This is a genomic window from Epilithonimonas mollis (assembly GCF_900142325.1).
Taxonomy (GTDB): domain Bacteria; phylum Bacteroidota; class Bacteroidia; order Flavobacteriales; family Weeksellaceae; genus Epilithonimonas; species Epilithonimonas mollis.
Genome location: NZ_FRAM01000004.1, coordinates 37,663 through 52,938 on the forward strand (window position 1 = coordinate 37,663; position 15,276 = coordinate 52,938).

A 15,276-nucleotide genomic window follows, 5' to 3' on the forward strand; every position below is an offset into this window, starting at 1 on the left:
GTTTGCAGGATCGTTAATTTATTGTTTAATGAACTTTGAATCGTATCGGGTGTTCTTACCGGTTCTGATATTAATGATATAAGTTCCTTTTGACAGGCTTTCCACATTGATTTCTTTCTGAGAAGTAAATGTTCTCAGTTTTTGACCTGCGATATTATAAACATTGATTTCGCTGATATTCTGATTATCCGGAACATTGATTTTTAATAGATCTCTCACCGGATTCGGGTACAGCTTTATGTTTGCTTTGTTGATGTCTGAAACGGCCAATACTTCATCATTGATTTTAATATTGTCAATATAAGCACTTCCTTTAAAATTATCGTGAACAAAATTAACTCCTGTGATATTGGTCTGCGAAAAATTAGGGAGAGTATAAATCAGGTTTCCGTCGATATAAAATTTGATATCGTTTTGACTGACAACAGATTTCAGCTTATACCATCTGTTGGCTTCCCATGTAAAATTAGCATTTTCATAACCATAATCTGGGTTTTTTACCACTTCAAGATTTCCGGTATAATTGAAAGAATAAATTGCAACAGGCATAAACTCGTCGGTATCTGCAATCCCAAAAGTTCCGAATTCAAATGTAGAACCATCCAATTCTGTAATATATACATCAAATTCGACGGTGGTATTTTTAAAGTCATAAGCTCTGTCAAAGGCTTTAGCTGCACCAAAAATCGGCAACCAGCCAAAGTCTTCATTAATATCCACATCAATTTTCAGAGACTGTGTTCCGGCGGATGCAATCTCATTGGAGATCACTTGATTTTGTATAGGAAGCTCGTCATTGTTCAGTGTGACTTCCCAATTGTTCTGCCCGTTGATACTTCCCAAGGTGTAAGCTTCTGAACTTTCGAAAGAAATAGACTGCTGTGCTAATGTAAATGTTGAAAAAAAGGATAGAATTAATAAGTATTTACTCTTCATAAATTAAATTTTTGCCAATGATATGTAAAATAATATTTCAAGTCAAATTTTCGCTAATGATATCTGGATTTAATAGAGCTTTTGATCCGTTTCGCAGTAGAAACTCCGGCGTTTGGATTTTCCTGTAATCTTTTTAATCAGCGGCTTTCCACATTTGGGGCAGATTTTTTTTGTGTGGGCGAGCCAGTGCTTTTTGAGAACGAATTCCCTTTTCCATTTGAGAAAATCGAAACTGTAATTTCTGGCTTCCGAGATCAGATCATTAAGCTTTTTAGCCGGGATATTTCCGATGATACTTTCCGGCTGTACTTTAATTCTGAAAAGAACCTCATTTTTAATAATATTCCCTACACCCGAAAATATATCCTGATTCATCATCGCATCACAGATCATCATTTTGGGGTTTTGCTTCAGCTTGGCTTTTGCTTTTTTTGGATTCCAGTTATCACTCATGATATCGGCTTCCCAATCTATGGTGTCTAGAAAATCATTTGCTAAGAGCTTGACCGAACAGGTAAAAAAGAACGCTTTTCCATTTTTAAAAGTCAGACCTAAACGGAGATTCTTGTCAGGTTTGGTCTGTTCATCAATTTCATAGGAACCGAACATCAGAAGATGGACTCTTACATTGATATTATCGAAGATCAGATAGGTTTGTTTGCCGTACAACCGGATCTCACGGAGTATTTTGCCAACAAGCAAATCTTTGTCGATCTTGGCATTTCCGACAGAAGCAGTGACTTTTTCTCCGACAAATTTGAGGAGATCTTCTTTCATTAAAACGATTGACGGACCTTCTGGCATTTCGATTTTTTTTACATAAAATCAAATATTATTCCGCTGAAAATAAAATATAGCTTATTTTTGAAGCAATTATGAACTTGAATTCTATTTTCAGCAATCAGCGCACGGGAAATAATCCGTACACTAAAGCTTCCAGGACTGATTTTCAGAGAGATTTTGACAGGATTATTTTCTCGTCGGCATTCAGAAGACTGCAGAACAAGACTCAGGTTTTTCCGCTTCCCGGAAGTGTTTTTGTACATAACAGACTCACGCATTCTTTAGAAGTTTCTTCTGTAGGCCGGAGTCTGGGAAGCGTTGTCGGAGAATTCATCCATGATAATTTTAATAATGATCTGACAGAAGACTCCAAAAATTTTTACCTTCACAACCTCGGTAATGTCATCGCTGCAGGCTGTCTTTGTCATGATGTCGGCAATCCGGCTTTCGGTCACTCCGGTGAAGATGCTATTGCCAGCTACTTTGACAGAAACGAAAGTGACTTGAAATCAAAATTCAATGAAAAAGAATGGGCAGATCTGGTAAACTTTGAAGGGAATGCTAATGCAATAAGGGTCCTTGCACAGCAACAGCAAGGTAAAGATGCGGGCGGAATTCAGCTTACATTTTCTACGTTAGCAAGTATTGCCAAATATCCCTGCGAAGCAATTGCTAAAAAGAAGGGTATAGTTCATCGTAAAAAGTTTGGCTTTTTTCAAAACGAAAAAGATATTTTTCTCGATATTGCCAAAGGTACGGATATGATTGAGGAAAGTAATGATCCTTATATATTCAGAAGGCACCCGTTTGTATGGCTGGTGGAAGCGGCGGACGACATCTGTTACAACATCATCGATATGGAAGATGCACACAGGCTGGGAATTGTTTCTACATCAGACTGCAAGAATCTTTTCTTTGAGCTGATAAAATCTGAAACCAATGATACCGAAAGAGTAGAGCGAAAACTCAGCTCTATCAGCAATGAAAATGAACAGATCTCTTACCTGCGTGCAAAGGCCATCAATGCTTTGATCAATAAATCTTTTGAACTTTACAAAAATAATTTTAGCAGCATTATGGAAGGAAATCTTCAAAAAGGTCTTCTGGACATTTACAGATCCGGAAATAAAACGCTTCAGGATATAGAAAGCTTTTCCATCGAAAAGATCTATAATCACAAGGCTGTGATAGAAATTGAAAATGCAGGATACAACGTTATGTACGAGCTATTGGATCATTTTATTCCCTCTATTTTAAAATCTAATGACGATAGAAAATCGTATGATAAAAAAGGACTGAAGCTTATTCCGAAACAATTTTTTTATGAAGATGGCACCGACTATCAAAAAGTGCTTGGTGTGATTGATTTTGTTTCCGGGATGACAGACAATTTTGCGACAGATCTTTACAGAAAAATAAAAGGAATCGATATTGGAATGACTATGTAAAAATTATATAAACATTTAAAAAAAAACAATAAATTAAACAACTATGAACAAAACAATTATCAGGAAAATCACTTTTGGTTTTATTTGTCTGTCTGCTTTGGCAATGTTTGCGATCTCTTGTCGCGATGACAACGAACCTGCGAACCACACTTTGAAATTCGAAATCAAAGGGAATTACACAGGAAATCTAAAAGCCACGATTACATACGGAAGTATGGACAATGTCAACGCAGAAGCTGAAGATGTGGAAAAACTAACATGGACAAAATCCGTGGATGTGAAAGGAGAGTATGCCATGGGAATCGGGGCGATGACCTGGGACAAATCCGGCAAAAAAGGTGAAAAAATCACAATCAAAATGTATGTAGACGGCAAGGAAGTAAAATCTACCACGGCAACAGCAGATAATGATGGCGATATAATGTCTAATCTTATTCAATATTCAGGAAAATAAATAAAAAAGAGGTAACCAAGTAACCTCTTTTTTTATATCAGCTCGCAGTCAAAAACATCTGCAAAATGTCTTCTGATCTTTACTTTTATTTCTTCCATATCCACTTCTCTTTCCAGTTCCCTTTTTAGAGATGTGACTTGTTTATCGGTGATTCCGCAAGGGATGATGTATTCAAAATATTTCATGTCTGTATTGACATTCAGGGCAAATCCATGAATTGTCACCCAGCGGGAAGCTTTGACACCCATTGCACAGATTTTTCTGGCATAAGGTTTTCCTACATCCAGCCAGACACCGGTTTCGCCACTGGAGCGTTCGCCTTTCAGTCCATATTCTGCAATAGTCCGGATAATAACTTCTTCCAGATCCCGCATATATCGGTGGATATCAGTATAAAAATTCTCCAGATCCAACACAGGATAACCGACGATCTGTCCGAATCCGTGATAGGTAATGTCGCCACCGCGGTTGACTTTAACATAACTTGCGTTGATCTCTTTTAGTTTATTTTCGTTGGCAAGCAGATTTTCCTCATGTCCGCTTTTTCCTAATGTATAAACATGCGGGTGTTCTACAAAAAGAAGATAATTCTCTGTCGGAATCTGCTTTCCTGGATTCTCTCGGTTATGGATTTTGATATCCAGATTTTTTTTCAGTAATTCTTCCTGATAATCCCAGGACAGCTGGTAATCTTTAGTTCCCAATTCCTGAAATCTGACTTTTTTGTTGATAATAGAATTCACTGTAATTGAATTATTTCTACAAATTTACTCAATATTTACCCAAGTTACAACAAACAAAAAACCACCCTAAGGTGGTTCATATAAAGAATAAAATCTGAAAATATGGCTTATTTTACAACAAGCTTTTTTGTTTCTGTTTGTCCATCGTAAGATATTTTTACCAGATAGACGCCTGATGAAAGCCTGTTAAGGTCAACCTCCTTGGCTGAGAATCCTGATTGCTTATCTATTAGACTTTCGTAAACTTTTTTACCCGATAAATCGAAGATTTCAACATTTCCGTTTTTAGATCCTGTTTCTTTTATATTAATTAAAATATTGATTTTTTTATCTTCTTTAGTTGGATTGGGATATATACCAAAACTTCCCTTTTTCCCAAGATCCGTTACAGATAATTCACTTGTTATGTTCTTATATTTAAAATACATATTACCTGTAGATGAGCCGCCGTTTGAGGTAAAATACATTCTGTAATAACTATTACCTTCTTTGATGTAGTAGACAACATCATTATAGACACCTGTCGTAGGTTTCCAGCTGTGGCCTATGGTTGTGATATTGTTGGAGTAAGCAGTCGCAGAAGGCGCTGTGTAAGTGGACGTTGCCTGATTCTCCGGCTGTACTTTTGCTACAGAAACATTTGGTGATTGTATAACCCCGGATAGTCTGTACATCATTTGCCCGTTATAGAATGTCCAGTATCTTGTGAACATCAGGTCCCAGTTGGCTTTGGCAGGTTCCAGATTATCAACTTTTGCGCCTGTTGAGAATGAAAAATAATTGAAGAAAGCATCATCAGAACCATTGGCTATAGTTTTGGTCTGTGTTGCATCCCAGGATGTTCCGTTCCATTTCGCATATTTGAAAGTATAGCCACCATAATACTCACTGATGAAAAACTTATAATAATCACCGTTTCCATACTCCAGCACGAAGACTACCTTTCCTGTTATTTTGTGAGTGACAATATCATAAGAACCCCATCCGTAATTGAACTGAGAAGAGGGCAGCAGGGTAGCATTATCAAAAACGCCGTCCTGCAATGCTGTCGTCTGATCCGGATTGTATAATGGTTCGCCCCAATTAGGTTTGTCTGCCGGTGTGACGGTATCAAATGCTGATGGATTTGCAGAAACCTGATAAACATTCACATTTTTAGCATCATTGATCCTTTCTCCGAAATCCATTGTAGAATTCCTGTAAAATGCAACATCCCAGCTATTTGCTGGCTGAGAAACGATATTATTTGCAGAGAGATCAAAGAAAACCCTGTTTTCATATTGCGGACCCATTGTAAGATTGACAGGTGTATAACCCAATTCATCGGTTTGTGATAAGACAGTCTGATTGACAGAAAATGCAAGTAAACTTGCAAGGAATAGTTTTGTTTTCATAATCGTTAATTATGTTATTTAGAATTATTCTACAAAACTATATAATTATTTTTAATTATTCTAAATAAATATTTATATTTGTCACAAATTATTTCCAATGAATAAGAAGGTGATGAGTGTTTTCGGGCTTTTAGCAATCAGTTTCGTCTGGGCTCAGAAAGATTCTCTCGGTCAAAAAAGCATAGAAGAAGTTGTGATTACAGGACAGTATAATCCTCAGTCTATCAGCAAATCGATTTATAAAGTAGAAATAATTAATGCGGAAAAAATCAGAAATATGGCTGCAAATAATGTTGCAGAAGTTCTTAACTACAGTCTCAATATCATGGTTACACCGGATACTAAATCTGGAAACTCAACTGCTAATATTCTCGGACTAGATGGTAATTATGTCAAGATACTGATTGATAATATTCCAGTAGTTGGCGATACAGGATTAGGTAGCAACATAGATCTCACGAAACTTTCTCTCAACAACATCGAGCGCATCGAGATTGTGCAGGGAAGTATGGGCGTAGAATACGGAAACGGTGCATTGGCAGGTGTTATCAATATTATCACAAAAAAGAATGATTCCCGGAAAATAAACCTGAAAGCGTCTCTCCAGGAAGAGACTGTAAGAAATAATTATGACTGGAGAATACGTGGAAAAGGTAGGCATTTACAGAATTTACTAATAGGTTATAATTTCAATGAGCATTGGTCTGCAAATATGAGCCTGAATCATAATGACTTCAACGGCTACAAAGGTTCAAAAGAGGGATACAAATACTTTGAAAGAGATAACATGCGTGGCTACGAATGGAATCCCAAAGATCAGTATGACTTCAATGCACTCATCAGATACAGTAAGAAAACAACGTCTTTATTTTATAAAATTTCTTATTTAAACGAAGTTTTCAATTTTTATAGTCCTGTAGTAGATCCAAAATCTCTATATGATGGTCTCGGCGGACAAACTTTTGTCAGCAAAGATCGGGAATACCAGACCAACCGTTGGATTCATCAGTTTAATATCCAGACGAAGTTAGGTAATATAAGATATGATGGTGATTTTTCTTACCAGAGCCAAAACAGAAAATATTTCGATTACACTTATGATATACCAAATAGGCAAATGATTGACAAGAATGCAGAAAAATCTTATTATAAAACCAATGTTCTTTATTCCAGAGGGATGTTCAGCAATTTCCTTAATAATAAAAAATTTGATTTCCAATTGGGTTTTGAGTTGGATCATACCGATGGTTATGCGGCGTTGATCGCAGGCGATTTTTTCGGAGACAGTGTAACTCGCAAGATTTTCACTTATGCTAATTTTCTCTCGGCGGAATGGAATATCTCGGATAAATTTTCCGTCAGACCTGGATTCAGAGTTTCATTCAGTAATCAGTTTGATAATCAAACAAATTATTCATTTTCAACGAGATTTAAGACTTCAGAAAACTCAAATATCAGGGCGGTCTTTGGCTCAGCAAACCGATTCCCAATCTATGATGAACTGTTTACTTATTTCGTAGATTCTAATCATGATGTTCAGGGTAATAAAGAGCTTTCTCCCGAAAAAGGTTATACAATCGGTGTTTTCTGGGATCAGCATCTTGGAGAATTGGACGGATGGAATCTCAATTACAGCATTAGCGGGCTTTATCTTGATGTAAAGGACAGAATAGAAATGGTTCTGATGAAATTTCCTTCTACCTACAAATATCAGAATATCGATTTATATAAAAGTCTTTTGTTCTCTTCAAATATTGATCTTCGAAAGGATAATGTATTTTTTGGATTAAAGGCTTCTGTTAACGGTATTTCTCAAGAATTGAAATCGCTTTCCAATACTTCGCCGACCGATTTCAATTATTATTTTCAGATTGGGGCATCTGCAACATATAAAATGAAAAACTGGAATACTTTACTGGCATTATATTATAAATATTCTGGAGCTGAAAGAAGATATATAAGTAATGGGAGCGGGTTTGATCTGGGAAAGACCGCCAGTTATCACATGATGGATCTCATTGTAACACAGCCATTCTGGAAAAATCACTTTGAAATCTCAATCGGGGTTAAAAATATGTTTGATGTTACTTCTATCAACAATTCAGTACAGAGTTCCGTCGGACATGAGGTTTCTACAGGTGTAACAAATCTTTTCTATGGCAGAAGCTACCTGGCGAGATTAACTTATCAATTCTAAAAACAATATTTAATAATGAAAAATATAAAACGTCTGATTTTCTTTATTCTAGCACTTTCAATACAAGCCTGTTTTCCGGCAGACGAAGATCCGGTAAAGGTTGCGCCAATATCTGGAGCAATTCTGAGTCCACAGGTCGGTGGCGCTGCTCAGCCCAATCAGGTATGGATAAAATTGTCAGATTCTACAAAATCTGTCAATAAAAGAACGGATTGGGATCTGGCTTTTTATTCGGGGGACGAATACCGCGTAATTCTGAATTTTTCTGTAATGATGGGAGCCGGTAAAATCCAGAATGTTACCGATATTGATGCCGTGAAAATGTCAGATGTGGAAGATTTGATGAACAAAATATATATTGCTCCGCAAGAACCTGATACTGAGAAATATATTGATGATCCAGCAGGGCATTATCTCAGTCAAAAAACAGGAATCCAGGAAATCAAAGAAAATAATGAAGAAAATCCCATCTATCTCATCAATATGGGAAGGGATATCTATACAGGGACTATTCTTCCCGGAAGTAGCATATCCGGCGGAGAAAGCAGAGGGTGGAAAAAAATTCAGATTGTGAGAAATGGAAATAATGGCTATAAAATAAAATATGCCAACATCGGGGAAACTGACCATAAAGAATTCATAATAACAAAGGATGCCGACTACCATTTTCAGTTTTTCAGTATGACATCCGAAAAAACCGTAAGTATCCAGCCTAAAAAGAAAAACTGGGATATCGCCTTTACAATATTTACAAACTATGGCTATGATACTTCTGGTGTTTTCCAGGGCGGAACTTACATCTATAATGACTTTGTCCTGATCAATATTTTCAGCAATGTGGGCGCTTATCAGGTTAATATTCCAAACGGACAAAATCAGAATGATATCTATAATCAGTTTAAACTAAATGATGTTGATGTCTCTAAATTTATCTTCAATGATCAGCGTGCAATTGGCGATCACTGGAGAACTGTTACTGGAAATAATGGTGCACAAGTCTTTGCAGACAGGTTTTATGTTATCAAGGATGCGAATGGATTTTTCTTCAAGCTAAGATTCAGTAAAATGATGAAAGACGGTATCAGAGGGCATCCAGAATTCGAATATGAGCCTTTATAAAAAATTTAATCTATTCAAAAAATAAACTATCAAAAATGAAAAATATAAAAACTGCTTTTCTTTCCGCAATACTTTTACTCGGAATTTCCTGTAAAAAAGAAGATTCGAAAATTGCAGCACAGGGAGAAAAGAAAACTGAAAAACCGGTTTCCAATCAAAGGATTGTGAGTGTCAGCGGTGGTGTTACCGAGATTGTCGCAGCGCTTGGTCATGAGAAAGAAATTGTCGGGACAGATGTTACGAGTACTTATCCGGAGACGCTTGAAAAATCGGCAGAAAACCTTGGTCACGTTCGATCAATGACTATAGAACCGATTATGGCGCTTAACCCGACATTGATTTTAGCTTCAGATAAAGATATCAACCCGGATCTATTGGCAAAAATCAAAAATTCCGGAATTAAGCTGGAATTATTCAAACAGGAATTCACGATTGATGGAACCAAAAAATTAATTGACCAGGTAGCAAAAGCTTTAGGAAACAGCAATCAAAAAAGCTTATTGGATAAAATCGATACGGATGTAAAACAAATCCAGCCCATCGCTCAAAAACCAAAAGTTCTTTTCATCTATGCAAGAGGAAATATGCTGATGGTTGCAGGGAAAAACACACCGATGACAAGGATGATAGAAATTGCTGGCGGTCAGAATGTCGCTAATGATTTTGAAGATTTTAAACCACTGACACCAGAAGCAGTTGTCAAGGCAAATCCTGATGTGCTGCTATTTTTTACAACTGGTTTACAAGGTCCTGGTGGTATAGAAGGCGCACTAAAAATGCCTGGTGTTTCTCAGACCAATGCAGGAAAGCATAAAAATATAATTGCACTGGATGGCGGACTATTGTCGTCTTTCGGACCAAGAGTTGGCGAAGCTGCTTTAGGCCTTAACAAATTGCTGATCGAATCTTCAAAATAAAACCACAAACTCAAGGATTCGATATTTTTAGCCGTAGATGAAATCTACAGAAAATTAAATTATTTTGAAATCAAAAAGTCTGACATTCTACACCATTATAGGCATCTTTATATTGATATTGATGATGATTTTAGCTTTAAAAACCGGGATCTATGATTTTGGTAAATCTTCAGCTTATGAAGTTTTTTGGAGATACATAAGCGGCGATGCTTCATTATCTCTCAGCGAAAAATATGTCATTTGGGAGGTTAGGGCTTCAAGAATCGTTATGGCCATATTGATTGGAAGTATGCTAGCCGTTTCCGGAACTATTTTACAGGGGATGTTCAAAAACCCGCTGGCAACCGGAGATTTAATTGGTCTGACATCCGGTGCAACGCTTTTAGCCGCTATCGCTATAGTTCTGGGACATACTTTCGAAGATTATCTCCCGGAATGGATAAGATTTTCTTTGGTAAGTGTTTCCGCATTTGTTGGCGCATTATTGGCAATGATTTTAGTGTACAGAATATCAACTTCTGCTGGGAAAACCAATATTGTCATGATGTTGCTGAGCGGAGTGGCTATTACTGCGATCGGTTTTGCAATTACAGGGATGCTGATTTATATCTCCAAAGACGAACAGTTGAGAGATTTGACATTTTGGAATTTGGGAAGTCTTGCAGCGGCCACCTGGACGAAAAATACAATTCTCTTCGGTGTTTTATTGATTTCTTATTTTATATTACTGCCAAAAGGAAAAGCCCTGAATGCAATGATGTTAGGTGAAAAAGATGCGCAGCATTTGGGAATCAACGTAGAAAGTCTCAAAAAACAAATTGTCATTCTTACTGCATTAATGGTGGGAACCTGCGTAGCGTTTTCCGGAACTATCGGATTTGTAGGATTGATAGTTCCGTATATTCTGAGGCTGCTATTCCGTTCGGATTATCATTTTATTTTACCATTATCAGCCATTTGCGGAAGCATTTTATTGCTGTTTGCAGATACGCTCAGCAGAACCATTGTTGCACCTTCTGAATTGCCGATCGGGATTTTGACCGCTGTAATGGGAGGCCCGGTTTTCATCGCAATTTTGTTGAAATTTAAAAATAATTTAAGATGATAAAAGGCCATAAGATTAGTTACCAAAGTCAGAAAGTCAGTATTTTAAAAGGTGTTGATATCAATGTTGGTTATGGCGAGTTTCTGGCGATCGTCGGACCCAATGGCGCAGGTAAATCCAGTCTTCTGAATGTTCTTGCCAACGAGATCAAAACTGATCAAAAACAGGATATTTATTTCAAAGAAAAAATCATTTCCCGCTGGAATCTGGAAGAACTTTCAAAACATAAGGCCAAATTTTCCCAGCATAATGCGCAGGATATTCCGCTTTTGGTAAAAGATGTGGTTTTGATGGGGCGTTATCCTTATTTCAGTTCTCAGCCTGCTACTGAGGATTTTGTGGTGGTAGAAAAGGCAATGCAGAAAACAGATATTGTTCATTTTCAGGAGAGGGATTATAATTCGCTTTCAGGGGGAGAAAAACAAAGGGTACATCTTGCCAGAGTATTGGCTCAGCTGGACAATGATATAGCCCACAGACTGTTATTTCTGGATGAACCACTGAATAATCTTGACATCAAACATCAGCATAAAACTTTAGAGTTAATCAAAAAATTTACAAAAAACAACAATACTGCAATCGTGGTTTTGCACGATCTGAATCTGGCAGCCAGTTTTGCTGATAAAATTTTATTGATGGAGAAAGGCGAAGTTTTAGCTTACGGCCTTCCTGAAGAAGTGTTTACTGAGGATAAAATCAGCAGAGCCTACGGTTTTCCCTGCAGCATTTGCAAACATCCGATCAATGAAAGCACCATGATTTTATTTGGATAAAATAACAAATTGTCGGAGAAATTCAAAAAGGATAATTCCAGAGAAAAAGAAATGATCTTGCAAAAACTATATAAAATTACAATGTTTTTAACAATTAAAAAAGAATCAATATGAGCACATTAATAAATGTTTTAAAAGAAAAATGGAAAGCTCTGAAAGCAGAAAATCCACATCTCAGAATAAGAAATGCAGCAGAACAACTGGGCGTAAGCGAAGCCGAACTTCTGCTGACCAATGTTGGAAACGGAACCACTGTTTTAAATTCTGAATTTGCAGCACTTCTTCAGGAAATTGAAAAATTGGGAAAAGTAATTGCTTTAACGAGAAATGAAGAATGTGTACACGAAAGAAAGGGGATTTATCTGAACCCGGATTTCAGCAATCCGCACGGACAGGTTTTTGTGGGTGAAGATATCGATTTGAGAATCTTTATCAACTCTTGGAGATTCGGTTTTTCTGTTGTTGAAGGCGATAGGAAAAGCTTCCAGTTCTTCGGGAAAGACGGATTGGCACTTCATAAAATTTATCTTACCAAAGACAGCAACGAAACAGAATTTGATGCGTTGACAGAAAAATACAAAGCTTCTGAACAATCTTCCGAAATTGTCATCGAACCAATCGCTCCAAAACCGGCAGAAAAACCTGATTCGGAAATTGATGTACCTGGATTCCAACAGGCTTGGAAAGATTTGAAAGATACACATGATTTTTTTATGATGACCAAAAAATTCGGCGTTAGCAGGACACAGGCTTTGAGATTGGCTCCGGAAGGTTTTGCTTATAAAATTGATAATTCCAAAGTTGTGAATGTACTTGAAGATGCGTCTGAAAACCAAATTCCGGTAATGATTTTCGTTGGAAACAGAGGAATTATTCAGATTCATACGGGCGAAGTGAAAAAGACGCTCTGGCATCAGCAATGGTTCAATGTAATGGATCCTGATTTCAATCTGCATCTTGACACGACTAAGATTGCAGAGTCCTGGATTACGAAAAAACCAACCCAAGATGGCGAAGTAACTTCCGTGGAAGTCTTTAACAAAGAAGGCGAATTCATCATTCAGTTCTTTGGGAAAAGAAAGCCAGGAAATCCTGAACTTCAGGAATGGAAAGACTTGGTTGGTGGATTGTAGTTACATGTAATTTTATAAAAAGCCGTTCTATAGTTTTAATTTTAACTACGGAACGGCGATTTTATAGCAATTATTTTGAATTTTGATAAGTCAATATATTGCTTTGTCAATTTACTTTTCCCCATATTTGTAAAATAAATAATACAAAATGCAGGCATTACTTTTAGAGGACGATGCTGTCTTATCTTCAGAAATTGCACTTTTCCTCGAATCCAGATCCATCAAAACCGACAAAGCGGAAGATGGCGAAAAGTTTCTTGATATATTTTCTAAAAAACCTTACGACGTTTTTCTTTTGGATATCAATGTTCCGAAAATCAACGGTTTGGATATTTGCAGAACAATCAGAGAAAGCAATTTGGAAACGCCGATTATCATTATCTCTGCGTATGATGGTATCGAGGAGAAGAAAGAAGCATTCCTCAGAGCTGCTGATGACTATCTCGTAAAACCATTTCTGCTGGAAGAATTGTTACTGAGAATCAATTCTCAGATGAGAAGACTCACACCAAAAACGGAGGAAAAAGAAAAAATAGTAGTTGAAGATTTGATTATTTATCCCGAAGACAGCAAGGTTTTCCGTTCAGGTGAAGAAATTAATCTGACAGTAAAAGAATTCCAGTTATTGGTTTTGTTAGCGAGAGCGAACGGAAGAACGCTTTCAAAACAATACATTTCCGACGAAGTTTGGAAAAACCAATTCCAATCCACCAACAATGCCATCGAAGTATATATCAATTTTCTCAGAAAAAAAATCGATAAAAATTTTAAAACAAAACTCATTCATACAAGACCCGGATTCGGATATTATCTAAGCCCGCTTTAATTTTATCATTCATAATTTATAATTAAAAGAAATGTCATTAAAACGTAAAATCGCCATCAGTCTAAGCATCGCATTTTCCTTGATATTCGGGATTATGATGTTCGTGATTTACGTTTCATTTAATGATTTCAGAAAAGATGAATTCCGGGAGAGATTCCAGAAACGATTGGTTTTTACCGTTAATTTTATCGAGAAATCCGGTGACTTTGAAAAAGAAGCACCCATTTTCTTTGATGAAAATTCAGACAATGTTCTTCTGAATGAAAATATAATGATTTTCGGCGCTGACAAAGGTTTGGTTTACAGTACTTTAAAAGACAAGAAAATCACTTGGGATCAAAGTTTATTAGACCGTTTGGACAAACAGAAAACGATATACAATGAGAACTCTGTTCCCGAGGTTTATGCTACATTGAGAAATATTAAAGGTGAAAATTATTACATACTTACCAGTGCTCAGGATGTTACAGGACAGTCCAAACTGGCTTTCCTGAAGTATATGCTTATTTTTTCCTACATTGTCAGCATTCTACTGATTTGGTTTTTCAGCTATTATCTGGTTTCAAAATTCCTGGAGCCTTTGGAAATCTTGAAATCAGATATTTCCGACATCAGCGTTCACAAGCTCACAACGCCGGTAATTGTCAAAAACACAGAAGACGAAATTGGCGTTCTGGCAAAATCATTCAACCTGATGACAAGCCGGCTCAACGACGTGTTCCAATCTCAGAAAGATTTCAATTCCAGTGCAGCGCACGAGATGCGGACGCCACTCACCAGAATGGCTTTTCAGCTCGAGAATTTGATTCAGCTGGAAAATCATTCATCAAAGACTAAAACTACATTACAGCAGATGTTGCAGGATGTATACCAGCTGTCAGACCTTACAAAATCATTGCTTCTTTTGTCCAAATTTGATAAAGAAGGCATTGCAAGCGTTTACGAAGAAGTGAGAATTGACGAAGTGGTTTTTGATGCTTTCGAAACTGTTCACCGCAACTTTCCGGAGTTCAAATTGGATTTCCAAATCGATGAAGAAAGCGTGGAAGATTCCATTTTAACTGTAAAAGGCGTGAAATCGTTGTTGGAAATTACATTCATTAATCTGTTTAAAAATGCGGCTTTGTATTCGGATAATCAGGAAGTTGATATTTCCATTAAGGAAACTGATTTTAGGATTATTGTCAACGTTTTTTCCATCGGTCCGGTGATTCCTTTTGAAGAAAGAGAAAAACTTTTCGAAGCCTTTATGCGAGGCAGTAATTCTCAAAACAAAACCGGATCCGGCCTCGGTTTGCGCATCGTAAAACGCATCCTGGAATACCATAAATCTGAAATTTCTTACAGTTCAGATTCTGATAAAGAAAACCTTTTCACTGTGATTTTCAATAAGTAAAAGTTGAAAATATAATATTGTTATTCTGAAAGCAACCTAACTAAGTGGTTTG

14 protein-coding genes are annotated in these 15,276 nt (G+C 36.9%); 10 read left to right on the top strand and 4 right to left on the bottom strand.

Annotated features, from left to right (window positions below; translation table 11 throughout):
- Positions 1-18 precede the first annotated feature (18 nt).
- Together BUA97_RS14350 and BUA97_RS14355 are read right to left on the bottom strand one after the other, a co-directional pair.
- Positions 19-936: a T9SS type A sorting domain-containing protein gene (locus tag BUA97_RS14350; RefSeq protein WP_072999515.1), complete on the bottom strand. Its 918-nt coding sequence runs from the start codon at positions 934-936 to the stop codon at positions 19-21.
- A 69-nt stretch (positions 937-1,005) separates the two neighbouring features.
- Complete coding sequence (locus tag BUA97_RS14355) at positions 1,006-1,740, bottom strand: DNA-formamidopyrimidine glycosylase family protein (protein WP_072999516.1); 735 nt, start codon at positions 1,738-1,740, stop codon at positions 1,006-1,008.
- A 71-nt stretch (positions 1,741-1,811) separates the two neighbouring features.
- On the opposite strand from BUA97_RS14355, the gene dgt reads away from it, so the two are divergent.
- Both dgt and BUA97_RS14365 read left to right on the top strand, forming a co-directional pair.
- Positions 1,812-3,167 (top strand): dGTP triphosphohydrolase, encoded by a 1,356-nt coding sequence (dgt, locus tag BUA97_RS14360; RefSeq protein WP_072999519.1) that lies wholly within the window; start codon positions 1,812-1,814, stop codon positions 3,165-3,167.
- A gap of 43 nt (positions 3,168-3,210) precedes the next feature.
- A complete protein-coding gene (locus tag BUA97_RS14365) occupies positions 3,211-3,621 on the top strand; it encodes a hypothetical protein (RefSeq protein ID WP_072999521.1) in 411 nt (136 codons plus the stop codon).
- Positions 3,622-3,653: 32 nt separating this feature from the next.
- Here the strand turns inward: BUA97_RS14365 and lipB are convergent, their stop codons facing one another.
- Both lipB and BUA97_RS14375 read right to left on the bottom strand, forming a co-directional pair.
- Positions 3,654-4,364, bottom strand: a complete 711-nt coding sequence (lipB, locus tag BUA97_RS14370) for a lipoyl(octanoyl) transferase LipB (protein ID WP_072999524.1) — start codon at positions 4,362-4,364, stop codon at positions 3,654-3,656.
- Between the two features lie 107 nt (positions 4,365-4,471).
- The gene (locus tag BUA97_RS14375) at positions 4,472-5,758 is read right to left on the bottom strand and encodes an HmuY family protein (RefSeq protein WP_072999526.1); all 1,287 of its coding nucleotides are present in this window, start codon (positions 5,756-5,758) and stop codon (positions 4,472-4,474) included.
- A gap of 97 nt (positions 5,759-5,855) precedes the next feature.
- Here BUA97_RS14375 and BUA97_RS14380 point away from each other — a divergent pair, with 97 nt between their 5' ends.
- The 8 genes from BUA97_RS14380 to BUA97_RS14415 all read left to right on the top strand — a co-directional run bounded on the left by BUA97_RS14380 (position 5,856) and on the right by BUA97_RS14415 (position 15,224).
- A complete protein-coding gene (locus BUA97_RS14380; RefSeq protein ID WP_072999528.1) occupies positions 5,856-7,955 on the top strand; it encodes a TonB-dependent receptor plug domain-containing protein in 2,100 nt (699 codons plus the stop codon).
- Between the two features lie 15 nt (positions 7,956-7,970).
- A complete protein-coding gene (locus BUA97_RS14385) occupies positions 7,971-9,074 on the top strand; it encodes an HmuY family protein (RefSeq protein WP_072999530.1) in 1,104 nt (367 codons plus the stop codon).
- Between the two features lie 35 nt (positions 9,075-9,109).
- On the top strand, positions 9,110-9,991 hold the full coding sequence (locus BUA97_RS14390; RefSeq protein ID WP_072999532.1) for a heme/hemin ABC transporter substrate-binding protein: 882 nt from the start codon (positions 9,110-9,112) through the stop codon (positions 9,989-9,991).
- 64 nt (positions 9,992-10,055) lie between these two features.
- Complete coding sequence (locus BUA97_RS14395; RefSeq protein WP_072999535.1) at positions 10,056-11,096, top strand: FecCD family ABC transporter permease; 1,041 nt, start codon at positions 10,056-10,058, stop codon at positions 11,094-11,096.
- Complete coding sequence (locus tag BUA97_RS14400; RefSeq protein ID WP_072999538.1) at positions 11,093-11,869, top strand: heme ABC transporter ATP-binding protein; 777 nt, start codon at positions 11,093-11,095, stop codon at positions 11,867-11,869. Before BUA97_RS14395 ends, BUA97_RS14400 begins: the two co-directional genes overlap by 4 nt.
- Positions 11,870-11,979: 110 nt before the next feature.
- Positions 11,980-13,002, top strand: a complete 1,023-nt coding sequence (locus BUA97_RS14405) for a hemin-degrading factor (protein ID WP_072999540.1) — start codon at positions 11,980-11,982, stop codon at positions 13,000-13,002.
- Between the two features lie 148 nt (positions 13,003-13,150).
- The gene (locus BUA97_RS14410; RefSeq protein WP_072999542.1) at positions 13,151-13,828 is read left to right on the top strand and encodes a response regulator transcription factor; all 678 of its coding nucleotides are present in this window, start codon (positions 13,151-13,153) and stop codon (positions 13,826-13,828) included.
- Positions 13,829-13,859: 31 nt separating this feature from the next.
- A complete protein-coding gene (locus BUA97_RS14415) occupies positions 13,860-15,224 on the top strand; it encodes a sensor histidine kinase (RefSeq protein WP_072999544.1) in 1,365 nt (454 codons plus the stop codon).
- Positions 15,225-15,276 lie beyond the last annotated feature (52 nt).